The sequence below is a fragment of the Streptomyces sp. NBC_00433 genome (assembly GCA_036015235.1).
Lineage (GTDB): Bacteria > Actinomycetota > Actinomycetes > Streptomycetales > Streptomycetaceae > Actinacidiphila.
Map to the genome: position 1 here is coordinate 1,391,032 of CP107926.1, position 25,820 is coordinate 1,416,851.

The 25,820-nt window shown below is 68.9% G+C and carries 21 protein-coding genes and 1 pseudogene; 14 read left to right on the top strand and 8 right to left on the bottom strand.

Features of this window, described 5'->3' with window-relative positions:
• Window positions 1-139 precede the first annotated feature (139 nt).
• Together OG900_05345 and OG900_05350 are read right to left on the bottom strand one after the other, a co-directional pair.
• The gene (locus OG900_05345) at window positions 140-742 is read right to left on the bottom strand and encodes a hypothetical protein (GenBank protein WUH89628.1); all 603 of its coding nucleotides are present in this window, start codon (window positions 740-742) and stop codon (window positions 140-142) included.
• Between the two features lie 504 nt (window positions 743-1,246).
• Window positions 1,247-1,474, bottom strand: a complete 228-nt coding sequence (locus tag OG900_05350) for a hypothetical protein (protein ID WUH89629.1) — start codon at window positions 1,472-1,474, stop codon at window positions 1,247-1,249.
• A gap of 34 nt (window positions 1,475-1,508) precedes the next feature.
• On the opposite strand from OG900_05350, the gene OG900_05355 reads away from it, so the two are divergent.
• From OG900_05355 to OG900_05370, 4 genes are all read left to right on the top strand, one after another.
• Window positions 1,509-4,835: an NACHT domain-containing protein gene (locus OG900_05355; GenBank protein WUH89630.1), complete on the top strand. Its 3,327-nt coding sequence runs from the start codon at window positions 1,509-1,511 to the stop codon at window positions 4,833-4,835.
• Window positions 4,832-5,167, top strand: coding sequence for a hypothetical protein (locus OG900_05360; protein ID WUH89631.1), 336 nt, complete (start codon window positions 4,832-4,834; stop codon window positions 5,165-5,167). Before OG900_05355 ends, OG900_05360 begins: the two co-directional genes overlap by 4 nt.
• A 133-nt stretch (window positions 5,168-5,300) precedes the next feature.
• Window positions 5,301-5,675 (top strand): hypothetical protein, encoded by a 375-nt coding sequence (locus tag OG900_05365; protein ID WUH89632.1) that lies wholly within the window; start codon window positions 5,301-5,303, stop codon window positions 5,673-5,675.
• Window positions 5,651-10,276 carry a tetratricopeptide repeat protein gene (locus OG900_05370; GenBank protein WUH89633.1) on the top strand — a complete coding sequence of 1,542 codons (4,626 nt, stop codon included), beginning with the start codon at window positions 5,651-5,653 and terminating at the stop codon, window positions 10,274-10,276. The genes OG900_05365 and OG900_05370 overlap by 25 nt, the downstream gene beginning before the upstream one ends.
• A gap of 174 nt (window positions 10,277-10,450) precedes the next feature.
• Here OG900_05370 and OG900_05375 read toward each other — a convergent pair whose 3' ends face one another.
• From OG900_05375 to OG900_05385, 3 genes are all read right to left on the bottom strand, one after another.
• A complete protein-coding gene (locus tag OG900_05375) occupies window positions 10,451-10,612 on the bottom strand; it encodes a transposase (protein ID WUH95626.1) in 162 nt (53 codons plus the stop codon).
• A gap of 226 nt (window positions 10,613-10,838) precedes the next feature.
• A complete protein-coding gene (locus OG900_05380) occupies window positions 10,839-12,155 on the bottom strand; it encodes a cation:proton antiporter (GenBank protein WUH89634.1) in 1,317 nt (438 codons plus the stop codon).
• Between the two features lie 285 nt (window positions 12,156-12,440).
• Entirely contained in the window at window positions 12,441-12,701 is a 261-nt protein-coding gene (locus OG900_05385) for a PLDc N-terminal domain-containing protein (GenBank protein WUH89635.1), read from the bottom strand.
• Between the two features lie 197 nt (window positions 12,702-12,898).
• On the opposite strand from OG900_05385, the pseudogene OG900_05390 reads away from it, so the two are divergent.
• The 3 genes and pseudogenes from OG900_05390 (at window position 12,899) to OG900_05400 (ending at window position 15,485) form a co-directional block, all read left to right on the top strand.
• Window positions 12,899-13,036, top strand: a pseudogene (locus OG900_05390) (NAD-binding protein).
• 363 nt (window positions 13,037-13,399) lie between these two features.
• Window positions 13,400-14,536, top strand: coding sequence for a hypothetical protein (locus tag OG900_05395; GenBank protein ID WUH89636.1), 1,137 nt, complete (start codon window positions 13,400-13,402; stop codon window positions 14,534-14,536).
• 412 nt (window positions 14,537-14,948) lie between these two features.
• Entirely contained in the window at window positions 14,949-15,485 is a 537-nt protein-coding gene (locus OG900_05400) for a low molecular weight phosphatase family protein (protein WUH89637.1), read from the top strand.
• A gap of 16 nt (window positions 15,486-15,501) precedes the next feature.
• Here OG900_05400 and OG900_05405 read toward each other — a convergent pair whose 3' ends face one another.
• The 3 genes from OG900_05405 to OG900_05415 all read right to left on the bottom strand — a co-directional run bounded on the left by OG900_05405 (window position 15,502) and on the right by OG900_05415 (window position 18,671).
• The gene (locus OG900_05405; protein ID WUH89638.1) at window positions 15,502-17,202 is read right to left on the bottom strand and encodes a DUF4012 domain-containing protein; all 1,701 of its coding nucleotides are present in this window, start codon (window positions 17,200-17,202) and stop codon (window positions 15,502-15,504) included.
• Window positions 17,203-17,347: 145 nt separating this feature from the next.
• A complete protein-coding gene (locus tag OG900_05410; GenBank protein ID WUH89639.1) occupies window positions 17,348-17,914 on the bottom strand; it encodes a hypothetical protein in 567 nt (188 codons plus the stop codon).
• A gap of 148 nt (window positions 17,915-18,062) precedes the next feature.
• On the bottom strand, window positions 18,063-18,671 hold the full coding sequence (locus OG900_05415; GenBank protein WUH89640.1) for a sugar transferase: 609 nt from the start codon (window positions 18,669-18,671) through the stop codon (window positions 18,063-18,065).
• Window positions 18,672-18,866: 195 nt separating this feature from the next.
• Between OG900_05415 and OG900_05420 the strand changes: the two genes are divergently transcribed.
• The 7 genes from OG900_05420 (at window position 18,867) to OG900_05450 (ending at window position 25,744) form a co-directional block, all read left to right on the top strand.
• A complete protein-coding gene (locus OG900_05420) occupies window positions 18,867-19,871 on the top strand; it encodes an SDR family oxidoreductase (GenBank protein ID WUH89641.1) in 1,005 nt (334 codons plus the stop codon).
• Complete coding sequence (locus tag OG900_05425; protein ID WUH89642.1) at window positions 19,868-20,761, top strand: WecB/TagA/CpsF family glycosyltransferase; 894 nt, start codon at window positions 19,868-19,870, stop codon at window positions 20,759-20,761. The genes OG900_05420 and OG900_05425 overlap by 4 nt, the downstream gene beginning before the upstream one ends.
• A 56-nt stretch (window positions 20,762-20,817) precedes the next feature.
• On the top strand, window positions 20,818-22,002 hold the full coding sequence (locus tag OG900_05430; GenBank protein WUH89643.1) for a glycosyltransferase family 4 protein: 1,185 nt from the start codon (window positions 20,818-20,820) through the stop codon (window positions 22,000-22,002).
• Window positions 21,996-23,189, top strand: a complete 1,194-nt coding sequence (locus OG900_05435; protein WUH89644.1) for a glycosyltransferase family 4 protein — start codon at window positions 21,996-21,998, stop codon at window positions 23,187-23,189. The genes OG900_05430 and OG900_05435 overlap by 7 nt, the downstream gene beginning before the upstream one ends.
• A 105-nt stretch (window positions 23,190-23,294) precedes the next feature.
• Window positions 23,295-23,978 (top strand): methyltransferase domain-containing protein, encoded by a 684-nt coding sequence (locus OG900_05440; GenBank protein WUH89645.1) that lies wholly within the window; start codon window positions 23,295-23,297, stop codon window positions 23,976-23,978.
• Between the two features lie 69 nt (window positions 23,979-24,047).
• Window positions 24,048-24,851, top strand: a complete 804-nt coding sequence (locus OG900_05445; GenBank protein ID WUH89646.1) for a class I SAM-dependent methyltransferase — start codon at window positions 24,048-24,050, stop codon at window positions 24,849-24,851.
• Window positions 24,848-25,744 (top strand): class I SAM-dependent methyltransferase, encoded by an 897-nt coding sequence (locus OG900_05450; protein WUH89647.1) that lies wholly within the window; start codon window positions 24,848-24,850, stop codon window positions 25,742-25,744. Before OG900_05445 ends, OG900_05450 begins: the two co-directional genes overlap by 4 nt.
• Window positions 25,745-25,820: the final 76 nt, after the last annotated feature.

Below are 25,820 nucleotides of genomic sequence, written 5' to 3' on the forward strand. Positions count from 1 at the left end.
GCTGCCGGGACGGAGCGGGTTCGACGCTGCCGGCGGCTGGGGCGGCAACCACGTGGGTGGCGGCTGGTTGGCCCGTTGCGCCCCGTGTGGGGCGGGGTGACTGTCGAAAACCATGATCCGCCGGATCGGGGCCGCCAGGTCAGACGGGCTCCCAGCTCGATGGAATCCGGTTCGGGTCTCGGGTGTCCCGCCACGACAGCCAGCCGTCGGCGACCCCGGGCAGCCGGATGCCCCAGGCCTGCCCTCCGTGGAGCTGGTCGGCCACGCTCTCGATCCACTCGGCGAACGTGTCGCCCGATTCCTCCGGCTCGGTGAACTCGCCAGCATGGACATTCCACCCCAGCTGACCGGTCGGAACGTCGATGAAGTTCCACAGGGCGGGCTCATCCGTCGCCGTCGCGCACGCGGGAACCCACGGACGCGGACCCATCTCCCCGACTTCGAGGATGGGCGACAGCGCGATGAAATGACACCGGACCGCATCCATCGGCGGGAACACGTCATAGCCCCTGAGGATCTGCGGGCGTTCAGGACCGCTGCCGCTGCCTCCGGCCCGGAGAGACCACAACGCCACCAACTCCTGGGGCAGTTCTCCCAGGGCGGCCTCCGCCGCCGCGATCTCGGACGGCTCGGCGGGACCGGGCAGCATCGCGTACGACCGCGGCGCACGTACCCGCAGCCACTCCTCGATGCGCGTCCAGGCGGCTGTCGTCCGTTCCGCACGAGACGGGTCGTGGTCCATGGCCGGATGCTACAAGGGCCACGGGCGGACGGGCGTGCTGTGCCCAGACCGTGACAGCCCGGACCCTACGCAGCTCCTCAACTCGCCGGCTGAAGCGCTCAGGCACACGAAGAAGAAGACGACTCCGGCTTCCGCAACGTCGGCGTGGAGATCGCGTCTGCACGCGGGAAGTCGCCGGCGGCACCGTGCTGCAGCACTGGCCGACCATTGCGCATCGCTCATGCGTGCGGACCCTTTCCCGGGGCAGGCGCCTCAAGCCGGAGCGACCGCTCCAGCAGGTCCGCCGGGCACCGTCCGCGGACTCCACCCAGAGAAGAGGATCCGCATGTACATCGGCCTGGGAACTGTCATTCTGATCATCGTCGTGGTCGCCATCGTCATGATCCTGCGCCGCGGGTGACCTCCACGCCCACACCGGTCCACGCCAGCCGGCTGTTCCACGCGCAGGCCGCCGGGACCACCGAGCAGCAACTGCAGCGCATCGACGCCATCTGCAGCAGCCGGCTACGCCGCGGCGTAGCCGAGCCGCAGCAGGTAGACCAGCGCCTCGGTGCGGCGGACCAGGCCGACGCAGCGGCGGATCCCACCGACCGCGTGCCGGTCGTAGCGGGTGAAGTCCTCCGCGACGCAGAGCCGGCGTCGTCGCAGCAGGACCAGCTGCCTCCGACGGGCTCGCCGCACAGGCCGGGCGCGGGGCGGGGCCGGGCCGACGCGGTCTCGGCCGTTCGCCACACGGTGCCGCCACCGCGGTCGTAGCATCAGGCAGGTGACGACTGTAGACCGCATCGCGGCGGTCATAGGGGCACGACAGGGAACGGGCTACCTCCTGACCCCACGGCTCGTGCTCACGGCCGGCCACCTGCTCCGCGAGCGTTCGGACGCGGTCGTCGTCGTGCCCGGCGGTCTGGGCGAGGTCACGTGTCACGCCGTCTGGGCAGGCGAGAGGGAACACAGCGACGCGGTACTCCTCCTGGCGGACACGCCCCTCGTGGCGAACGAGAGCGCTGACGGCTTCGACCCCCGCCTGGGCAGAATCGACGGCCTTGCCCCCGTCGTCGACTGCTACGCCATCGGATTTCCCCGCGTGCAGCGCTACGACGGGGAGCACCTGGACAGCGAGCAGTTCGTCGGCACGATCAAGCCGGGGTCGCAGTCGATTCGCGGCAACTACGTGATCGACAGCGTGCACACCCCGCCGGCCGCGCTGAAGGACGGGGGCTCGCCCTGGGCGGGGATGTCAGGCGCACCGCTCTTCTCCGGTCAGCACCTGATCGGCATGGTCGTGGTGGACGCCGCCGGGTGGCAGCACAGCAGGCTCACCGCCGTACCGATCCACCGTTTGCTCAGCGATTCCGCCTTCTCCAACATCTACCGCCTCCACAACGGCCCCGTCCGCTTCAGCACGCTGCGCCGCGCTCCGGACGGCCCGGCGGAGTTCGAGCAGCGCTACCGCTCGTACATCGCCGACGTGCACGGGGAACTGAGCATTTTCGGCCTCAACTTCAGCCTCCCGGAGAACGCGCAGTGGCCACTGGACTCGGCGTACATCAGCCTTGAGCTGGTCCGCCGTGAGGAGGAGTGGGTCGAGCCCGGCCATCGAGACCCTGTCGGCGGTGATCTCGGTTCCCCGGCCATGGACGAGCGGGCACGCGTCGAAGTCGCGCTCCACGGCCGTCGGCGGGTGCTCCTGCGGGGCCTGGCCGGTTCGGGGAAGACCACGCTGATGCAGTGGCTGGCCGTCAACGCCGCCCGCGACTCCTTCGACGACCGGCTCACCCACCTCCGTGGCCGGGTCCCCTTCATGCTGCCGATGCGCACTCTCGTCCGCAGTGCCTCGCTGCCCGCAGTCGGTGACCTGATCACGGCCGCCGGGCACCCGCTGACGCCGCCGGAGGGGTGGGTGGATGCGGTACTGAACGAAGGACGCGGACTGCTCCTCGTCGACGGGGTGGACGAGATGCCCCAGGAGGACCGCGCCCGCACGCGGGACTGGCTGGTCAAACTGATCACCGCCTATCCCGACAACGTCGTCGTGGTCACCACCCGGCCCACCGCGGTGGACGAGGGCTGGCTCGACCGCAAGGGCTTCACCGAATTCCAGCTGCTGCCGATGAACGAGCGGGACGTCGCCGAGTTCGTGCGGCGCTGGTACAAGGCGGCCGGCTCGATGTCGGTCAGCTCGGCCAAGCGGGGGCAACTCGAAGCCCTCCGGGACCAGTTGCTCGACAGCCTCCCGCGCAAACGCGATCTCGCACGTCTCGCCACCAATCCCCTCATGTGCGCGATGATCTGCGCCCTTCACCGCGACCGACGCGGTTTCCTGCCCGACAGCCGGATGAAGCTGTACGGTGACGCCCTCACCATGCTCCTGGTCCGCCGCGACCAGGAACGCGCTGTAGCCGCCCCCGAAGGACTGGTGGTGTCCGAGGAGGCCCAGCACAAGCTGCTCCAGGAGATCGCCTACTGGATGATCCGCAACGGTCTGGCCGAGGCCGAGCACCAGCAGGTGATCGACCTGATCGGCAGACTGCTGCCGGCCATGCCTCAGGTCGGGACACCCGACCGCGCTCCGGACGTCTTCAGGTTCCTGTTGCACCGCAGCGGTCTGCTGCGGGCACCGGCTCCGCAGACCGTGGCCTTCGTGCACCGCACCTTCCTGGACTACCTGGGCGCCCGCGCCGCGGTCGACGCCCAGGACATCAACCTCGTCGCCACCCACGCGCACGAACCGCAGTGGGAGGACACCGTGCGGATGGCTGTGGGCCACGCCCGTGACAGTGAGGCCGCCACGCTGCTGAAGAAGCTGGTGGAGTTGGGGGACCGCGCTGCCGGGAACTCCCGTCACCTCCACGTCCGCTTCCATCTGCTCGCCGCGGCCAGCCTGGAGCACGCCACGAGCCTCGACCCGGAGGTCAGGGCCATGGTCAAGCAGCGCGCGGCAGCCCTGGTCCCGCCCAAGGACACGTGGGAAGCGGGGCAGCTGGCCGAAGTCGGCCCCATCGTCCTTGAATTGCTTCCGGGACCGGCCGGTCTGACCGACGAGGAGGCGCTCGCCGTCGTGACGGTGGCGGACACGATCCGCGGGGACCATGCGCTGCGCCTGCTGTACGACTACCGCGACCACCCGTCGCTGACCGTACGCGACGCGCTTGCGCGCAGTTGGCCGTCATTCGACGCGGCCGCCTACGCCGAGAACGTCCTCGCGCCGATGAGGACCGACGACGTATGGATCACGGTCACCACCGCCGAACAGCTCGGCGCGCTGCCTTTCGTCAACGACGCGCACAACGTGGCCTTTCGCGGTGCCCTGAGTGCCGACGGGATCGCCTCCGCCGCCCGTGCTGTCGCCGCGCGGAACGTGGTCATCGCGAACAATCCCCGGCTGCGGAATCTCACCGCCCTCTCCGAAGAGAAGCCGGCGCTGACCACCCTCGTGCTCGACTCCTGCAACCGCCTTGCCGACTACTCCGCCCTCGCGGAACTGGCGCTGGAATCACTCGAACTGAGGCAGATGGCGGCATCCGCCACGCTGTCGGCACTGCGTTCCGTGACGACGCTCCGCCGGGCCGCGCTGGACCTTCACGGAGACCACGGCACCCTGCGAACCCTGCCGCTGCCGTCCGCACTCGTCCATCTCTCCCTCAGCGGGAGCTGCGCCCTCGTCGACTCGCTTGCGGGCGTCGAGCAATGCCGCGGCCTTGCGAGCCTGAAGATCGACACCGATCCCTTCGTGAATCCGGAGGAACTGCGCCGGCTTGCGTCGCTGCCCGAACTGGGCGAGCTCACCTGCCGCCTGCACTCCTTCGCCCTGCTGGCCAACAGCGAACTGCCGATTCTCAGCACCGTCACGAAACTCACCCTGCACGCGTCGGTGGACACCGACAGCACGGCGGCCGATCTGCGGCGGATCTTCCCTCGGCTCGGAGAACTGTGCCTGGAGCTGACATCCCGTCATCCCGTGTCGCTGGACGTGAACGCGCTGGACGCGATTCCCGCAAAGAGGGTGAGCGTGTCCGGAGGATCCATCCAGTTCACCGGAGCGGAATCCCTGCCCGCGCCCCCCGTTGCCCCTTCGGAAGAATCGGACGTATGAGCGAACCTCTCCCCCGTATCGACCTGACCCAGGCAATCCAGGCTGTACGCGACCAGCTCATGGCGGCCGCCGCGCTCGGCGTCAACGAGCCCCTGCGCTTCGAAGTCGGGGAGATAACCATGGAGTTCACCATTGAGCTGCGGCACGATGACCACCTCAAAGGGGCAGTCAAGGCCTGGGTGCTCGCCGCGGATGCCGACAGCGGTCGCCAGAGGGCACATACACACAAGGTCTCGTTCACTCTCCAGCCCAAAAACGCCGCTACCGGCGACGGCTGGGAGGTCGGCCACGACAGCAGGGGCGACACGTCCGCTTTCGGCGGGAGCGCTTAGCCGGCTGCCCCTTGTGGGTTCGCCTCCGTCGAACTCCCGTACCGACGGCAGGCGGGACGAGGCGGCACCGAATTTCGCGAATACGAGCCCTGATCCCCCGGCGCTGGGTAGCTTGTCGGGCAGGGGGTGTGCGATGGATCCGCACGGCGGCATGGGTGAGGTCGGCGGCGTTCAGGGCGAGGCGGGCGGTCAACGCCTCGTGGCCGCGGCCGTGGGCGACTGCAAGCTGTACGTCGCCGTGCAGGACTTGGACACGCCGGCCGGGCCGGGCGGGGAGCTGGAGATCGGGGCGCGGCTGCCGGGCATGGACGGGGCCCTGGACGGGCTGGCGCAGTTCGCCCAGCATCTCGTCACGCGTTTCGCCCAGACCGACGTGCAGAAGGTGACCGTGCAGTTCGGCTGCGACATCGTCCTGGAGTCCGGGACGTTTCTCGCGGTGATCGGCAAGGCATCGTCCACCTCCTCGCTCACCGTGGGGCTCGAGTGGGTCCGGCCGACCACGGACTGATCGGGAGGGCGCTGACCGAGCTGCTGCGCGCCTCGACGGTCGCGTTGGAGGTGCACACGCGCGCCGAGACCGTGCTGGGAACCGGGTTTTTCGTGGCCCCGGGCATCGTCGCAACCTGCGCGCACGTTCTGGCGAAGCAGCGGGACCGGCTGCCGGAGATTGTCGCGGGCCGCATCGTGGCATCGGAAGCCGGCGCCGCCGACCGCGAGTTGGTGCTGGAGCCGGTCGCCGAGTGGTTCACGGCCGACGGCGACACCGGGCCGGACCTGGCGTTTCTGCGTGTGCCGACAGCGCTGGACGTTGCGTCGGTCCCGCTCTCGGACGTGGTCGAGGTCGGCGACGCCCTATGGACGTTCGGCCACCCCGCCGCGGCCCGAGGCGGGCAGTCCGCGCTGTTCACCGCGCTCGGTCCGACCCGGATCCGCGGGCAGGCGGGCGACTGGGACCCGGAGCGGGTCCAGGGCACGCCGGTGGGCGGGGGCTACAGCGGCAGCCCGGTGCTGAACAGCCGGACCGGCGCTGTCGCCGGGCTGCTGTACTCGTCAGATCTGGGCGGCAGCGCCCACGTGGTCCCGGCGGCGGACATCCTGACGGCGCTGCGGGTGACCGTCGGGGCGGTGCCGGATCCGCCGGCCCCGGCTCGGTGGCTCGCCCTGCTCGACGACGAGCAGATCCGGGCCGGCGGCTGGCGCTACCCCGGGCCGCGGCTGCGGGACTACCTGCAGGTCGCCGCGCTGGCGGCGGCCGATCACCCGTTCCGCAGCCTGCTGCCACATGTCGGGGCGCCGTCCTTGACGGCGGTCTACCAAAGCCAGAGCGTGCGGACCGTCGGGCCGGGTGGGGACGACGGCGGGTCCGCTCGTCAGGACACGGACCTGGAGCCCTGGGGGACGATCCTGGACGACTACGCCGACTGCGTCGTGGTGGCCGGACCGGGCGCCGGCAAGTCCAGCCTGCTGCGCCACACGGTGCTCGACCTGGCCCGGCGCTGGCAGGACATCGCACGAGCCGATCCGCCCGACCCGTCCGATCCTTCGCGGTCCGAGCGGAGCCAGGACGAGGGCGAGACCATGCGTGCCGCGGACGGCGGCGTGCCGCGCTTCGTCCCGGTCCGGGTGTCCGCCGCGGACCTGGCCGAGGCCGACTCACTGTCGACCGGGATCGCGGCGAGCGTGAACGCCGAACACCGGGGTTACGGGCAGATCGAGCCGCAGCCGGCGGCGCTGTTCGCCACCGAGCCGGTGCCCGGCGCGCGCTGGCTGGTCCTGGTCGACGGCCTCGATGAGGTCTTCGATCCGCTGGCCCGGAAGCAGGTCGTGCGCGGCATCCGCGCTGCTGCGGCCCGGGGCGAGCGGGCCACGCCGTACCGCTTCGTGCTCGCCACTCGCCCGCTGCCCGGCGGGGAGCTGAGCGGCGGCGTCCCGGCCCTGGACACCCGGTATGTCGAACTGCTGCCGTTCGGGCGATCCGACCTGCTGGCCTTCGCCGAGGCCTGGTTCCGGGCCCTGGGCCGCCCCAAGGACCCGCAACTGGAGGCCCTCGACTTCGACGAGGCCGTCGCGAAGTCCCCGCTGGCGAGCCTGGCGCACACGCCGCTGATCGCCACCATCCTGTGCCAGCTGTTCAGCGTCCGACCCGACATACCGCTGCCCGGCAGCCTGTCCGAGACCTACGCCGGCTTCACCGGTCTGCTGCGCGACCGCTGGATGCGCGAACGGCTTCCCGGCGAGAAGAACGCCGACGAGGTGGCGGCCGCGGCGCTGTCCCGGGACGGCGGATCCGCCGCCGTCGCCGTCGGCGCGCAGGTCCTCGACACCACCGACGAGCTGCTGGCGCGGCTGGCCGTCGTACGGCTGGAGGGCCGGACCACGCCGGCTGTGGAGCTGTTCGCCCAGTGGACGCAGCAACCGGCACGGGTGTCGGCCGAGGCGTGGACGGAGTTCCTGCACGACGTCCTGCGACGCAGTGGTGTCATGGTGCAGAGGGCGGGCGACTTCACCTTCCTGCATTACACGATCACCGAGTACCTGGCGGCCACGTACACGGCCGCCGACCGGCAGCGCAGCGACGCCGCCTTCGCCACGGTGCTGGGCCGCTGGGAGCGACGATGGCCGTACTCCGGGTTCTGGTCGCGGAGACGCGTCCAGCGCGTCGTCGGCGCCTGCATTCCGGAGCGGGCGCGGTTCTGGCTGCCGTCGTCCTGGCACGGACCGGTGTACCCGGATGCCTCGTACTACGGCTTCCTCATCACCGCTTGGCGCGACCGGCCGGACCTGACCCCGACCCTGCTGCACATCATCGCCCGCACGCGGACCGACGGCACGCGGTTCACCGTGGCGCTGCTCAAGCAGGACGCCGCCCTCGACCCCGCTGTGGTCGACGCCACCGGTAAGGCGCTCGCCCGCGAAGCCCTGAAACCCAGCCCTGTGGAAGGGCCGAGGTATTACGCTTTAAGCGGCAGGAACGAGATCGACGGCCACCACAGGTACCGGTGCGCGGTGTCGTTGTGGCAGATAGGCGACCCGCGGACCATCGAGGTCTTCGCCGCCCTCGCCGCGGATCCCACCCTTCACAGCCGGTTCCGGCGACACGCGGCCGAACAGCTGGCGGACTTCGGAGACGAACGTGGCAGGGACCTGCTGGCCGCGCTCGCGACCGCCAAGCCGACCACCGACCGCCTGACCTGGCGGGACGTGCAGCTCAGGTGGCAGGCCGCAGCGACAGCGGCCGGGCATGGGGACCAGCGAGGCGCCGACGAACTGGCCGCCCTGTCCGCCGACAACACCATGCGGACGCTGCGCTGGGCTTCGGCCGCGATCCTGCTGGGGGTCGGGGATCCCCGAGCCGGCGACCTGCTGTTCGACCTGACCGGCGACGAGTCCGTCTCCGCGGGTGAACGGATGCACGTGGCGGCGTTCCTGGCGGCTCACGGCGACGCGCGGGGTGCCGACCGGTTCGCCGCGCTCGCCGTCGACGGCAGGCTGTCGAACGACGACTTCTGGCGGGCGACGGTCATGACCCGCCTGGTCGGCGATCCGCGGCTGGCGGCGGTGCTCAACGCGCTGGCCGTCCGCCACGGCCGCGAGGTGTTCCAGGCCGACGAATTCCCCGAGGCCGTCCGGCGCCGGGCCGATCAGGCGCTGGTGGACCTGCTCGGCGACGACGCGGTCGCGATGTTCCTGGCCATGTCCAGCAACCAGGAATACTGTCAGGACTTCCCGTGGGAGATCGCCGAGGCGCTCGCCCGGCCCGGAAACCGGTTCTGGTCCAACGTTCTGATCGGCCTGGTGACCGACCCCGAGCTCGCCCGTGAGCACCGGATGCGGGCCGCAGCCGTCTTCGCCCTTGTTCTCGACGAGGCACAGGCGCGCAGCATGTACCTCGCTCTGGAACAGGACTGCACGCTGGATCGGGAGGGCCGGTTCGGCGCATGCCTGGCGTTGATCGGCCTCGGCGTGTCGAGGGACGCCAAGTGGCGCGACCCGTGCCCCAAGCAGAAGTCCCAGGCCGTGACCACGACCCCGGCCGAACCGGATCCCGCCGCGAGCGCGGAGGTCCTCGGCCGGACGTTCCAGGCCGAGCTCCGGCCATCACGCCAGGTGCAGCACGCCGAGAACATCCTGGCGGGTGCGACGCGCCTCTTCGGGGCGGCCGACCGCGAGACCCTCGGCGCCCGCAACCAGTCCGCCGTCTTCCGCGCCGCCGAGGCCGGGGCCGAGGCGATGATCCCACCGTTCGAGGACCTCCTCGCGGACGCCGTTCGAGAACTGGGCGACGACGACCGCCTGACGTTGCGGATCCTCGGGAACCTGGCCTGGGCCCGGTACACGGCGGGCGATCTCGCGGCGGCGCTCGCGCTGTACGAACGGACCCTCACCGGCGCCGAGAAGACGCTTGGCGACCTCGACACCGAGACCTTGACCGCCCGATACGACCTGGCCCAGGCGCTCGCGGATTCCGGCGACACTGCGCGGGCGGGCGCGCTGTTCGAACTCGCCTACGCCGGCCGGCTGCGCGTCCACGGCGCGGACCACCGCGACACGCTGGCGGCCCGCTACCAGGCGGCCCGCACCCGCCACCGCGCCGGGGCTCTTGACGAGGCGGTGGCGCTCTACGAGCAGATCCTCGCGGCCCAGCAAAGCGCCCTGGGCGGGGACGACGCCGACACCCTGCTCACCGCGGGTACCCTGGCGGTCGCCCACCACCAGGCCGGCCGGCTCGCCGAGGCCATCGCCCTGCACGAGAGCACACTGGCCCAGCACCGCCGGATCCTCGGCGAGACCGATCCGCGCACCCTGGCCTCGGCGCACGACCTCGCGGAATGCCACGCGGCCGACGGCGCTCCGACGACCGCGCTGCCGCTCTATCGGCAGGCCTATGACGGCCGGCGCGGGCTGCTCGGACTGGAAGACCCTGACACGCTCGCCAGCCTGCGCGGCCTGGTCTCAGCCTACGAGGCGGCGGGGCGGCCCGAGACGGTCGAACCGCCGGACCTTGAGGCCCTGGAGGCCTTGCGGCATGCGGACGCTGCGCAGCATCGGGCAGTCGAGCCCCGGACGTCCCCGGAACGGTCACCGGTCGACGGCCGGTCCGGCCCGTAGGTCGGGGACGAACCTCCAGTCGCCTCCGCCCAGCTTGACTCCGTCGGGGATCTTGGTTGCTCGGGTTCAGCTGCCGAGGGTTCGCCAGGACTTCGACCGGGGGATCCCGTTGTCGTCCAGGAAGGTCCGAAAGGCGCTCGGCGGTCTCGGCGGAGAGGGTTCCCCCGTCTCCGATCAGCCGCTGAGTCGTTCGATGTTCACGGCGATGGCCGTGAGTACGTGGTGCGGGTGGGCTTTCGGCTGTCCTCGGTGGCGGCAGTGGCGCATGCCGTGTCCGTGGGCGAACTCGTTGACGGTTCCCTCGACTCCGGAGCGGAAGGCGTACCCGAAAGGGATCGGGGGGACTGACCTGTGCCCGCACGGTTCGACCCACCGCCACCGTGAGCTCCACTGCGCCCGTGCTGCTTGAGCCCCGGCGGCTGCCGGCCGCTCGGGCTGAACGCTGCCGGGCCGTACCTCGCAGCAAGGTTGTCGACCGGTTGGGGACCCGTCGAACGCCCACAGGTGTCGGATCGCGTCCGTGAAGGTGTAGCGCGGGCAGGAACCGTCTCCGCTCGAGCGGTCACCGTGATTGCTGTGAGCCCCGGGGACCCCGCATACCTAGGACGTCGTCGGCCGTGAGCGCGTTCTCCCGGAGTTCCGGTTCGCTGGGGAGCGTTCTGGCGAACCAGTCGCCGTAGCGGTCACCCAGATACGGAGCCGAAGCACCGTGCAGAAGGACGCTCAGGCCCACGGTCACCGCGACGACTCCGCTCAGCTCCGTCGTCCCGGGCAGGTGTTCCTCGAAGGCGAGCAGACCGAAGACCAGGGAGGCCAGTCCGCGGGGACCGAACCAGCCGATGTAGCCGAGCGAGACGGGCCGCAGACCGCTGCCTGCCATGGCGAGAGCGACGGGCACCATCCGGATGACGGTCAGGCTGATCACCCCGTAGACCACCATCCGCCAGGTCAGGTGCTGGAGAGCCGGCCCCAGGATGACTGCACCGAAGGCCAGGAAGCTCACCGAAGCGAGCAGGAGCCCGAGCCGCTCGCTGAACTGCGCGCTCTGTGTGGGATCCGGTCCGTCGGTGTGCGTCTTTCGGCCTGGCGACGCGCCCCGCAGCCTGCTCCCGAAGGCGAGACCGGCGACCCAGGCGCCGATGAAGCCGCTGCCTTCGGCCGCGCCGCACACCGCGAAAGCGACCACGGGAACGGCGAGCACCAGGAACTGCCGCCAGTGCGAACTGCTCCAGTCCCGCAGCACGGACCACCGCAACACGCCCGCCCCAGCCCATCCGACCGCGAAACCGATCGCACCGCTGAGCAGCAGCGCGCGCAGGAACGTCGCAACGACGCCCGGATGGCCTCCGCCCTCACCCGCCGCCGCCAGCGCGAGCACGAAGAACGGCAGCGCCAGGCCGTCATTCAGACCCGATTCGACTCCCAGGCCCCCTCGGACCAGCGCCGGGACCCGCTGGTTGGAGAAGGCCTGCTCCCCGAGCGCGGCATCCGTCGGGGCCAGGATGATGGCGACCAGCGCCAACTCCCACGTGCTCAGACCGGGCAGCAGGGGCCAGGCCACCAGCCACCCCAGCGCGATCGTGACGGGCAACCCGATCACGAGCAGTCGCAGCGGAAGGAACTCCTCTCGGCGCAGGTCCTGGATCCTGATGGCCGCCGCGTCCGTGAACAGCACGAGAATCAGTGCGCTCTCCAACAGCGTCCGGGTGACCTCCGGATCCCGGTCCGCATTCAGAAGGTCCAGGCCCAGCGGCCCGATCGCCAGGCCGCACACGGTGAACACCAGGGGCCCGGACACCACCGTCGTGGACAGCCACCGTGAGAGCGCGCCGTAGCCGACGACCACGCCACCGGCCACCACCACAGCCCACTGGCTCATCCGTACTCCTCACCTGTGACAGCGGCCACCGCATGGGCAGCTGGGCCCGGCAGACGCGCCACGTACCCGACCACACCGTCCCCCGCCGTCACACAGCGGCGTGACCGTTCACCCTACGTGTCGACCCCTTCGAAGGGGGGACCCCCGGTCACGGCACGCAGAACTCAATGCCCTTCTGCCCTTCCGCAGCACGCCCCCCTGCCGGACGATCACACCGATGTACGCCATCCGCCGGCCAAGGTCGCCGGCCGCGAAACGGGCACAGCGTTGCCTACCGCACCCCCATCAAGACCGCCGATGGGACTCCGGTTGGCGTGCCTTGTCGCCTCTGGCGATGAGATAGAGGAAAACACCGAGGAAAGGCAGAAAAATCAGGAAGACCAGCCAGAGCGCCTTTCCAGCACCGCTCACACTGTCATCGGAGAAAAGGTCACTGATGACACGGAACAGCAGGATGAGCCACACGGCCGCACCGACCAGGAAGACGATCGTCAAGAAGGCCCCAAGCACCGGATAGCCGCTTGCCAGAACCATATGTCCGTTCATGCCACTCCAGCTGATGTCGGTCGGTATCCAGTCGGTCCTGCTCGGGAAGTGAGACGGGCCTGGGGACCATGGTGAACCGCTGCTGTTCTCAGGCAACCCCAAGTCATCTTCACCTTGGTGCAGAGGTATCCGTCCCGCACTTCAAGAGGATCCGTCTGGGTTCAGCCGGGCCTCCGATCGGTCGCGGCTTGCCGCGCGGCGGCGGCGACACCGCCATGGAAGAAGCCACCTTCCTGACCCGCTTCGCCCGCCCGGTCACCGTCGTCCACCGCCGCAGCCGCCTGCGCGCCTCGGAACACCACCCCGCTGCTCTCGCCGACCGGGCCCAGGCCGACCTCGCCGACGCGTCCTGAAGCCCGCCTGTCGGTCAACAGGTGCGCCCTCCCCGGTCGCGGGCACACGAACCGTTGGCCCCAGGGTGCCGACGTCCCTTGGGGACCGGCGGCGACGCCGCCCGGCAGCGCCCGGCCGTCTCCCCCCCAGACGGCCGGAGCAAGGAGAGCGGCCGTCTCCTTGCACTGCCCCCTCATGCCCTTCCAGGCACCTGGACCGGACGGATAGTCAGCAAATGCGACGCATGTCAGATTCATATATATATCTGAGTGTCGGTCTGCGGCGCTCAGGGGCGAAGGCTGCTCAGTGACTGGGCCGGGCCCGGATCGCGCTCCCTGCCCCTCACACAGTCAAGGAAAAAACGCATGACTGACACCCGCAGACGCCTGTCCCTCACCGCAGCCGCCGGCCTCGGCCTGTGCCTGACCCTCCTGCCCGTCGGGCAGGCCCAGGCAGGGCAAGAACACCCGTCGCCGAGCGTGCCGTGCGGCGACATCCCGGCCCTGAAGACAGCGATCACCACGGCGAACACCAGCGGCGGGTCCATCACCCTCGCCTCCAACTGCGTCTACACCCTGACAGCGGCTGACAACCCGGACGACGGCCTGCCCGAGATCACCGGCAAGGTGCAGATCTCCGGAGGAGACCGCACCGTCATCCAGCGCGCGTCCAGCGCCACCGGGGACTTCCGCATCTTCCACGTGGCGCCGGGCGGCAGCCTCGGCCTCGACTCGCTCACCGTCCGCGGCGGCAACGCCGGCGGCACCGGCTACGCCGACGCGGGCGGGGGCATCCTCAACGACCAGGGCACACTGAAGCTGACCGGCGTGACCGTCCGGAGCAACAGGGCCGGCTTCATCGGCGGCGGAATCTGGAACAACCTGGGAACGCTCACGATGAAGGACTCGACACTCCACGACAACGCATCCCGCATCGGCGGCGGGGTGGCCACGAGCGGAACGATGACGATGGAGGGCGGCGCCCTGCGCGGCAACTCCTCCGACAACTGGGGCGGTGCCCTCGCCAACGCAGGCGACACCAAGCTGAACAACGTGTCCGTCGCCGACAACTCCTCCGGTCTCGGCGGCGGCATCATGACCCTGACCATCAACAATGACAGCGGGCCCCTGACCCTGGAATCCACCCAGGTCACCGGCAACATCGCTGAGAGCAGCGGCGGCGGAATCTTCATCGGTATCGACCAGCCGACGACCCTGAAGAAGAGCACCGTCTCCCACAACACCGCCAACGGCGGCCCCACCACCGGCGGCGGCATCAACAACGACGGACGCCTCTTCGGCGCCATCATCAGCCCGACTGCCGGCTCCCAGCTTCAAAACAACGCAGCCGCCGACGCCGCCGACCCGGCCCTGCCCAAGGTGGACCTCATCGACAGCGCCGTCGTCAACAACACCCCGACCAACTGCGCGCCCCCCGGAAGCGTCCCCCACTGCGACGGCGCCAGCACCACCTACACGGCGCCCACAGCGGAAACGCCGTAACAGCAGGGAAAGTTGAGCTTGTCGGAGGACCCACGTCGGCAGCAGAAGCTCAGGCTGAAGCCGCACAACGGATGCTCCCCAGGCCGGCGGTCGAACGCTCCTGTCGGGCTACAGGAGCGCCGAGGTGCCGTACTGCGTCCCAGGTCCCGGCCACCTGTGCGAGCCCACGTGCCTTCGGTCTGCCGTTGTGGGCACCGCTTCCGCGGTGCCCACGAGCAAGCGCAGCTCGGGCGCCCACCAAGCCTCCGCTCGATCCGCTGCCCGTGGGTCTCCTTCATCAGCACTTGACCATCAGCCTGGAAGCCGGCCCGGCGCGGCGGACGGACGCGGCCTCCGCTGGAATACTGTCGGCATGCTCGGCATTTCTGCCCCGTCGGTCCAAGGACATCAGAAGCCGCCTTTCAGGGTGCTTATGGTCTGCACTGGCAACCTGCACCGCTCTCCGCTGGCTGAGCGTCTGCTGACGGCCCGCCTGGGCCCGTCCCGGGCCATGTTCCGGGTGACCAGTGCCGGCACAGCAGCCAAGGCCGGAACCCCGATGGATCCGGCAGCCGCGGCTCTCCTTGCCGAGCTGGGCGGGGATCCTCGCGGTGCCGTCGCCAGCCGGCTGACCGCGGAACTCGTGGAGAACGCCGATCTCGTACTGGGCGCTGCGACGGAACATCGCGATGCCGCGGTGCGGCTGTCCCCCGTGTGGGCGCTGCGGCGGGCTTTCACCTTGCGCGAGTTCGCCCATCTGGTGCGAGCCGAGGACGCCGCCGGGGTGGCCTTGCCCGCAAACCGGGCCGCGTTGCTGGTTCAGGGAGCCTGGGCCCGGCGGGGCATGGAGGGCCGTTCTGAGGACCACGACGTGGACGACCCGTATGGCGCCTCCGATCAGGTGGCGCGGTGGTGCGCGGGGCGTATCGCGGAGCCGGTCGAGCGGATCGCCGTGGCCGTACTGGGCTGATCCGCGCAGGCGGACGTCAATGACCGCACCGGATGTTCGGCCGCACGGTGGTTCGCAGCGGCCGCACCAGTGGCTGGTCGAGCAGGATCGGAGGCCGCGTGGAAGGAGGTTCCACCAGGTACAGCTTGAGCGTGCGAGTCGACTGCCGGGGAAGCTCCACGTCCAGTGTGAACACGGGATGACCCCGCTCAGTGGTGGTGTTTGCCAACACCGCCCGGCCGTCCGACGTGGCGCCGGCCAGGCCCGCTCCGTTGGTCGCGTAGTAGGAGACCAGCAGCCGGTTGTCGCCCGGTCTGGTGGCGTAAGGCGGTCTGTCCACTCTCTGCGTGACGTATGCGGGGAGCCCGGTGGCCGGGGCCCGGTTGGTGAGCGTCACGGTCACGGTGACGTCCCGCCCGTCCCGGCCGCACTGCCCCGCTTTCCAGTCCAGCGTCCGGTCGAGGTAGTAGTCGAGCTTGGTCCCGGCTGCGTTGTTGACCACCAGCCCCGCGGTGGGTTGAGGACCTTCCGGCAGCACACCTGCGAAGTCGTCCTGCTGGAGCTCCCCTTGCTCGGTCCGGCGCGCGCTCCACACCGTGACCCGCCGTTCTTTGAGTTCCGTCCGCAGCGCGGACAGCAAAGCAGGGTAGTGCCGCCCGTCGGCGCTGAGGAGTTTCCCGGCGGTCGCCTTGGCGACGTCCGTGAAGAAGTTCTTACGCTCCATGGTGTCCGAGAATTCCGCATAGCTGGTGCGTTCGGTCAGGTCCACGACGTTGCCGGCCGACACGGCGGTGCCGTCGGCCAGACGCGCCGGTCCGGTGACCGCGAGCAGCCCTGCCATCGCACGCGGGTCGAGCGCAATGACCCCGTCGACCTTCTTGCCGCTGTGCCGCGCCCAGGAGTCCGCCCAGATCCGCGCTGCGTAGGGGAAGTGTGGGCTGAGGTTGGCATTGACCCAGACGGTGGTGGGCGCGTTCTGTGCATAGTCGGCGGCGTACTCCTCGCCGAGGTTCACCGAGGCGCGGGAGTCAGCCATGGCCGTGTCGTTGCCGAAGTCCCCGAAACTCAGTTTTCCCTGAGTGGCCGTCAGCACGGCGAACGCACCGGGCAGTCCCCCGGTGCCGCGGGACTCGGCGGTGTTCTGGAAGATCACCAGATACCGCCGTACGCCCTGCGCGCCCATCATGGCGGGAAGTACACGTGCTGCCGCGGCGGCGTCGGCCGTGGCCGGCGCGAGCCGGCCGAGCTGACCGGTGAGCTGGTTGCGGGCCCGGTCCGCGGACGCCAGCCAGGTGCTGTCCGGCAGCTTGTCCGAGCGCGCTCGAATGTCGGACGCCACCTGCGCTGCGCGGTCCAGGGACGGGGACTCGCGTCGCAGCGCGACGAGGTCGATGGGATTTCCGCCCGCCCGGCCGCCGTCGGTCAGGCCGTCCGTAAGACGCACCAGTGGGGGCAGAACCTCTGCTGTGACGCGATGGGTGGCCCACGCCGCTCCACGCACGGTACGCACGGGGTCGCCCAGGATGGGGATCCGCGCGGCCAGATACCAGGCCGGGCCGCCGGTGAAGCGGTGGGCCCAGGCGGCGTGGCCCGCGGCGGAGCGCAGTTCGGACGTCAGAGAGTCGATTCCCCGCACCCCTGGCCCCGGTGTGTTCGCCGCCCTGACGCTCTCCAGCGCACTCAGGCTGCGCTGGGCGGCGAGCAGTTCCGCACGCGCCAGCACAGCGGTGACCGCCACCCACGCGGCCCCTGCCGCCGCTAGGGCCAGGACGCCGCGAAGCAACAGCCGTGCCCGGCGGTCAAGACGTGGCCGGTTGCGGCTGCCGCTGTCGATCCGGTGGCGGGTTCCCCGAGACAGGCGCATCAGCGGCTACGCCCACCCGTCACTGATGCAGGCTGTGACGACGACGGCGCCGGTGCAGCAGGTACGAGCTACCGCCGAACGCACACAGTGCGGCTGCCGAGCCGGCCGCAAGGGTGGTGTGACTCGGACCGCTCTCCTGCGCCGTGGCCTGGCTGGCAACCGGAGCGGCGTTGATATTCGCGGACGCGGTGTCCGCCGCCCTGCGATGGAACGGTCTCCGTACGACGACCGTCTTGGACAGCACGCGCCCGGATGACAGCCCTGTCAGGGAGAAGGAGTGCGGACCGGACGTCGTGTTCCGGGGAATGGTCACAACCCCGGACGCAGCGCCGCGCCAATCGGATCGGACGGTGCGCAGCAGGGTTGTGTCGAGCCGTGCTGCGACCTGTTCCCTCGCGGCGAAACCCGTGCCGAGGAAGGACAGCGGGGCGCCGGCGAACGGCCGGGTGGAACTGAGGCACAGGGCTCCGGGCCCTGGCGGGTACGGAGTAGCGGCGGCCGGTGTCGCGACCACGGTGGCGGGAACGGCGGCCAGGGCGGCGACGGAGATCGCCGCGGCGGTGCGTCGAATCACGTCTATGGGCATCGTGACCGGGCTCCTCTTCTGGAACTCGCGTCCTACCCCGGGAGGCAGCAGGACAGATGGGCGAGGCACAGGGATATATACACCGCAATGGGACCTGGATAACGGCCTGGGCGAGAGAGCACCCTGATGGCCGAGTTGCTGTGCCCCCTCAGTAGGCCCCCTCCCCTCGGAGTACCGCCCTCGGGGTGCGCGCGAGGATCACCAGGTCCAGGCGGAGCGACCACGTGTCAACGTATGCAAGGTCCAGACGCAGCGTCTCCTCCCAGCTCAGGCTGGACCGGCCACTGACCTGCCACAGCCCGGTGAGCCCGGGGCGGACCAGCAGCCTGCGGATCGCCTGTTCGCTGAACGCCGAGTCCTCCAGCGGCAACGGCCGCGGCCCGACCAACGACATGTGGCCCATCACCACGTTGAACAACTGGGGCAGTTCATCGAGTGAGAAGCGGCGCATCAGTCGGCCCGCCCGGGTGACACGCGGGTCTTCTCGGATCTTGAAAAGGTGCCCGTCGGCTTCGTTGCTCCCGGCCAAGGCGTGTCGCTGCAGTTCCGAGCCCACCCGCATGGTCCGCACCTTCAACACCTGAAACACCTCACCGCGCAGGCCGGTTCTGCGCTGCCGGAAGAGCACGGGACCCGGGCTGTCGATCTTGACAGCGACGGCGACGGCGAAGAGGACCGGGGACAGCAGCACGATCAGGGCCGAGGCGCCCAGAACATCGACAACTCGCTTGACTGCCTTCGCCGCTGATCCAGACATGCTGACCTCTCCTACCGCTTGGGCCGACCAGGGGGCGTAAACCGCTCAAACGGCGGGCGCGCTTCGCCCGTCAGCCGCGGCAGCATTGCACATAACGGATATGTCAAGGTAAGCATGGCATTAGTTCGAATTCCTGCATTGACACTTTGGGTCGGCCGGTCACGGGGCGGCCGACCCGGCAGCGAGAGGACCCTCATGCGTGCAGTGGTGACCGGCGGGGCCGGATTCATCGGCTCCCACCTGTGCGAGCGATTGCTCGCCGAAGGCGGTGACGTGGTGTGCGTGGACAACTTCCTGACGTCAGGCCTGCACAACATCGATCATCTGATGGGGCATCCTCACTTCCAGTTCAGTTACCTGGACGTTTGTCAGGGTCTCGATGTGAACGGACCGGTGGACGCCGTCTTCCACCTGGCCTCGCCCGCTTCGCCCACGGACTACCTCAAGATGCCTCTGGAGACCCTGCGCGTCGGGTCGGCCGGCACCTGGAACGCCCTGGACCTGGCGACCGAGAAGGACGCGCGTTTCCTGCTGACCTCCACCTCCGAGTCGTACGGTGACCCGCAGGTCCATCCGCAGAGCGAGGACTACTGGGGCCACGTCAACCCGGTGGGACCGCGGTCGGTCTACGACGAGGCCAAGCGGTTCGGTGAGGCGCTGACCATGGCGTACCGCCGGAGCCGCGGCGTAGACGCCAAGCTGGTCAGGATCTTCAACACCTTCGGCCCCCGCATGCGCCCCGACGACGGCCGGGCCATTCCCACCTTCATCCGCCAGGCACTGGAGGGGGAGCCCCTGACCGTCGCCGGTGACGGCGCCCAGACCCGGTCCCTGTGCTATGTCGACGACCTGGTCGGCGGACTGGTCCAGATGATGGCCGGCCCTCACGGTGGGCCTGTCAACCTGGGAAACCCGCACGAGGTGTCCATGCTCGACCTCGCCCGGTGGATCATCGAACTCACCGGCTCCCGTTCGGAAATCCAACTGGTGCCCCGGCCGCAGGACGACCCGGAGAAGCGCCGCCCGGACATCACCCTTGCCCGCGAGTTGCTGGGCTGGGAGCCGAAGACCGACGTCGATCAGGGACTGCGCGCGACCATCGCCAGCTTCAGCAGCCGCATGAGCCAGGCCGCTTCGGCCGGAGACGACCTCGCACTCCCGGCCCCCGGATCTGCACTCACCGCAGGAGCGGCATCGTGACCGTCCTTGTGGACGAACTGCCCAACCGCTCGGTTCCCGTCGTCGACTGCCTCGGCGTACCCATCACCGCTCACACCCCCGAGAGCGCGGCCCGCGAGGTCGTCAGGCTCGCCCGGCACCACCGCGACACCCGCTCGGCCGCCACCTCCCGTGGGAGCGCCGTACACCTGTGCAACGCCTACACCCTCGCTCTCACCAATCGCGATCCGCAGCTCCACGGCATCATGCGCAGCGGCGCCCTGAACCTTCCCGACGGCCAATCGGTGGTATGGGCGAACCAGTGGCTGCACCGCGATACGGCCCTGCCCGCCACCCGGGTGTACGGTCCCGACCTGTTCCTGGACGTATTCGCCCACGGACAGGACGCCGGACTCAGGCACTACCTGCTCGGTTCCACGCCCGAGGTCATGAAATCGCTGCGGAGAGAAATGCTCCGGCGCTTCCCCCGGGCCCAGATCGTGGGCAGTTGCTCGCCGCCGTTCCGTTCTCCGACCGCGCGTGAGCTGCTTGACGAGGAAGAAGCCATCCTCTCCTCCCGCGCCGACATCGTCTGGGTCGGCCTCGGCACCCCCAAGCAGGACATCCGAGCGGCGCAACTAGCGGCGGCGCTCCCGGTCGTGGCCGTCGCGGTGGGCGCCGCCTTCGACTTCGTGGCGGGCCACAAACGCCAGGCCCCACCGTGGGTGCGGCGCCGGGGCCTGGAGTGGGCCTTCCGTCTCGGCTGCGAACCACGCAGGCTCTGGCGCCGCTATCTCTTCGGCAACGCCCGCTTTCTCGGCGGTGTCGCCCGGCAGGCGGCGGTCGGTACCGTGCCGTGGATGGCCGGGCGGTCCCCGCGTCCGACATCCCTCACCATCGAGTGCCTTGCCGGACGGGAGAAGCGAACGTGAACGCCCGGCATGTACAACCACCCCCGCTCCCGGCCCCCCGCCGTCTGCATGTTGCCATGGTGCACAGCTTCTACCGCTCCGCCAGCCCCAGCGGGGAGAACCTGGCGGTCGTCGACCAGGCCCAGGCACTGCGCCGGGCAGGGCACACAGTCTCCGTGGTCGCGGCCCACACCGATGAGCTCCAGGCAAAGCCGTTCTACGCGGCGCGCGCAGGCCTGACAGTGGCGACCGGCCGTGGGCGCTCTCCCCTGGCCGAACTCAGGCGCCTTCGCCCGGACGTGGTCCATGTGCACAACCTCTTTCCCAACCTGGGTACCGGTTGGCTGCGGCGCTGGGGCGGCCCGCTCGTCGCCACCCTGCACAACTACCGACCAGCCTGTGCTGCCGGCACGCTCTTCCGGGACGGCAAGGTGTGCACGGCATGCCCTGACGGTGATCGATGGGCAGGGGTGCGGTGCAGCTGCTACCGGAGCTCGCGCAGCGCGACGCTTCCCCTCGCCTGGGCCGGTCGAGCGGGAGCAGCAGCTCATCCGCTGTTGCGCCGTGCCGACCGCCTGGTGATGCTCTCCGAGCTGAGCAAGGAGCTCTATCTACGTTTCGGGGTGCCGGCCGGGAAACTGGTGGTCGTACCGAATTCCGTCGACAGCCGAGACGACGGCCCGTCGGCGGAGCCCGCAGTGGCTGCGCCCGGGACGCGCGCACGCTGGCTGTTCGTGGGTCGGCTGACCGAGGAGAAGGGAATTCTGCCGCTGCTGCGGAACTGGCCGGAGGGGGAATCCATCGACGTGATCGGTTCTGGGCCACTTGAATCAGCCTGCCGCGCGGCCGCTCCGAGGGGAGTGAGAATGCTCGGTGCGCTTCCCCGCGAGCAGCTGCTGGCTGCGTTGCCCGGCTATACCGGTCTTGTCTTCCCCAGCGTCTGGTTCGAGGGCGCGCCTCTGGTCTGTCAGGAGGCGCTGGCGGCTGGGGTGCCCGTGCTGGCCCTGGCCGGATCGGGAGCTGCTGACAGCGTGCGCCGGGACGGCACTGGTGCCGTCTACCGCAATGCCGACGATCTGGCGCGCGTCCTCGCCGTGGCCGCTGGCAACTTCCCGAGGTTGCGTGAGCACTGCCGGCGGGTCCATGCCGAGCGCTACAGCGTCCGGTCGTGGACGGAAGCGATGGTCACCGTGTACGCACAGGCCATAGGGCATGCCCCAGGACCTCGGGAAAGGGTCGCGGCCGCGGCGCCGAGGTGCTGAGCAAGGCAGGTCGGCGGCGAGTCGTTGTGGTGCAGCCGTATGTCCCCGGCTACCGCACGGAATTCTTCGACCAGGCGGAGGCCATCCTCGGAAGGCGAGGAGTGGTTCTGGAAGTCCTCCACGGAGCTCCTCCACCAGGCCATACGGCCAGACGTGATGCCGCCGCCTGTGCCTGCGCGACGCAAGTGCCCGTCGCCCGGATTGCCGTTCCCGGTGGCCGGCACCTCAACTGGCGCCGTGTGCAGCGCCAGGCGGCTTCCGCCGACGCGGTCGTGGTGGAGCAGGCGCTGCACAACCTGGAGACGTACCCCCTTCTGCTGATGCACCTGCTCGGGCGGGCGGCACCGACAGGTCCCCGGGTCGCCTTCTGGGGCCACGGCCGGACGTACACCAAGCCCGTGAGCCGGATCGAGTCCCTTGCCAAGGACGCGCTGACACGGCGCGGCGCCTGGTTCTTCGCCTATACGGAGAGCGGAGCCGCACACGTCGCCTCGCGGGGCTATCCCCGCGATCGCATCACCGTGGTGCGCAACTCCGTCGACACCGCCGCACTGTCCGCCATCGTCGACCGCACCCGACGACCGGGAACGGCGGAGTACGCCGAGGCGCTGCTGCTCCGCGAGAGATATGGCCTGGTCAGCGGGCGAACGGCCCTGTTCCTGGGCGGATTGGACGCGCCCAAGCGGATTCCGCTCCTGCTGGAAGCCGCCCGACGGATCGCGAGCGAACTGCCTGACTTCCGCCTGCTGGTAGCCGGGGACGGCATTGACAGGAGTCTGGTCGAGGAGGCCGCGTCCTCCCCCGGCAGTCCCGTGGTCGCGGTAGGCCACGCCACGGGCCGGCGCACCGCAATGCTCGGCGCGGTCAGCGACCTCATGCTGATGCCTGGGCGAGTGGGGCTGTGCGCGGTGGACTCCTTCGCGCTGCGCACGCCCATCGTGACGACCGACTGGCCCTGGCACGCTCCTGAGTTCGAGTACCTGACCGACGGCCGCAACTCCTTGGTCACCCCCAACGACACAGCGTCGTACACCGCGGCAGCAATCGACCTTCTGAACAATCCTTCCCGTCTTGAACGGCTCCGTGCGGGTTGCGCGAGGGACTGCGCCGACTACACCGTCCAGGGGATGGCCAGCAGATTCTGCGAGGGCCTGTACCGGATACTCGGCGACGGAGTGCGACAGTGACCGATACTTGAATGTCGAGGAATCCGGCTGGCGCATCCGCATGAAATCCTGCGAAACGCGGAGCCGTGAAAAGTACTTCACCGAGAGATCCGTTAGCGTTTCTGCATGACTGTCGTGAGAGAAGCCGTCAAGTTCCTCGTCGGGGGAATGAACCGCCCGGTGGCCACGATGCGCCTGGCACACGCAGTGATGACGGATCCCCGACCTCACAGGATCGAGATCGGCGCGCACCGCAGGGGCCGTGCCGGGTGGATCGGAACCGATATCTCATGGCGTACGCGGCACTACATGGACGCCGCAAAACCGTGGCCCATTCCGGACAGTTCGGTAAGCCACGTCTATGGCGACAATATGATCGAGCACATGCGTATGGAGCCGAACAGAAGGATGTTCAGGGAAGCACGCAGGGTGCTGATGCCGGGCGGGAAGATCAGGTTCGCGACACCCGACGTAGAGTACGTCGTCGAACTCTACGTGCAAAATAACGAGGAAACAAAGAAGGCGATCGAGCGGTCGACCTGGGAAGCACATCACCCGGTTGACCTTCTGCGCATTCCATTTCAAGAATGCGGTCACCACCTCGGCTACCTCTGGGATTTTCAGTCGCTCAACGCCGAACTCGTCGCGGCCGGTTTCACCGGTGTGCGTCGCTGTGCGCCGGGGCAGAGCGACGATCCGGTTTTCAGGAACCTGGAATCCCGCCCGGACCGGGCGCTCATCGTGGAAGCAGAGGTCAGCTCAGATATTTCCGAGGAAGCGCGGCGTCCGACGTTTTCAGGTGTGCGATAGCAGGCGATGACGTAATTGCGCGCCCAACTCCAAGACCGCAGAGTACGCGGGACTGTGGAAGGAACAAGAATGAGTAACGGTGTTGAATTGCAGCGCGCCGCAATGGACGAGATCTGCCATAGCCGAGATGACTGGTCGTTCCACGTCACCGAAGATCCCCTGACGCGTTTCCTTCGGGATCGCCGTCTGCTGATCGCCCTGCGCCGTCTCCGCGACCGAGGTCTGCTGGACTGCGCGACGCAGAGCGTCCTGGTCGTCTGCGGCGGAGTCGGCGGGGAGGGAATCCTACTCCTCCGATATGGATTCACAGACGTCACCGTCTCCGATCTTTCTGATCAAGCTCTCACCGTCTGCCACAGCCTGAAACCTGAACTGCAGACTCTGTCGTTGAACGCGGAAAACATGGCCGAAATCCCTGACGCCAGTTACGATATCGTCCTGGTTCAAGACGGGCTGCACCACCTGCCCCGGCCGGTTCTAGGATTTACGGAGATGCTCCGAGTCGCTCGTACCGCAGTCATCGTGATCGAACCGCACGAGGGTCTGGTCGGCAAACTCATCGGCACCGAATGGGAAAAGCACGGTGACGTCGTGAACTTCGTCTTCCGGTGGAGCCGATCGATCCTGGAGCAAGCCACCCTGAGCTACCTCCTGACTCCGGACGCCATCGTGCTGCCGCACCGGACATGGGATCACAACGTGGTCGTGGGAAGGCTGGTGAACCGCCTACCGGCGCGGTGGCGTCTACCGATCGCCAAGTCGGTCTACAGGGTGCTGTCACCGGCAAACCGGCTCGGCAACATGATGATCGGAATCGTGGTCAAGCCAAACGGCAGTCGCCCCTCGCGGATGGCCGAACACGGAACCCGATGACGTCTCGGAAGGCATCCCGTAACGGCGAACAAGCGCTGCGACCGGATCTTTCGCGATTCAAAGGAAACATGATGAAATGTGCACCGCGGGACCCATTCGCCGATCGGTACCTGTCGGGCGGAGAACTGTGGGGTGATCGATTCAGCGAGGAGGAGATTGCCGAATGGTACAACGATGAGCGCGAAGCCTACGCGGACCTCGGCGCCTCATCCTCCGGTGCTGAGTCCTACGGATACCACGGGGTCAATCGGTATCATGGATTTCAAAGGCTTCCAAAACGCCGATTTTCTCACGCGCTCGGCGTGGGGAGCGCTTTTGGTGGCGAATTCATTCCGATGCTGCGATCGATCGACCGTGTCACGATTCTCGAGCCGTCGGCACGCCTGCACTCCGCCGACCTCGGCGTAAATTTGACCTATATCGCTCCTGACCCCTCCGGGTCCATGCCGTTCGGTAACGGGACCTTTGACCTCCTGCTGTGCCTGGGAGTGCTGCATCACATTCCGAACGTAACCCATGTGGTATCCGAGATCGGGCGAGTTCTTGAACCGGGCGGGTGGGCTGTGATCCGCGAACCGGTGATCTCCATGGGAGACTGGCGTTCAACCCGCAAAGCCGGAATCACTCGACGGGAACGGGGGATTCCGCGCCATATCCTCGAGCAGGCAGTGCGCAACGCCGACATGAAGATCCACCGTAGCCGTTTCTGCATGTCGCCACTGACCCCCAGAATCGGTCGCATGCTGCATCGAAATCTTTATGCCACTGAGTTTGGTGCAGCCATCGATCGCGCACTGTCGCTCTCCACCGCCTGGAACTATCGATATCACGCCGAATCCACATGGCAGAAACTGCGCCCGTCCAGTGCCGTCATCGTGGCGCAGCGGCGATGACACCGCGAGAGTAAGCAGCTTTCGTAGATGATCGCGCACCGAGTATGCCGGCCGTGTCGCCAGTATGTGACAGTAC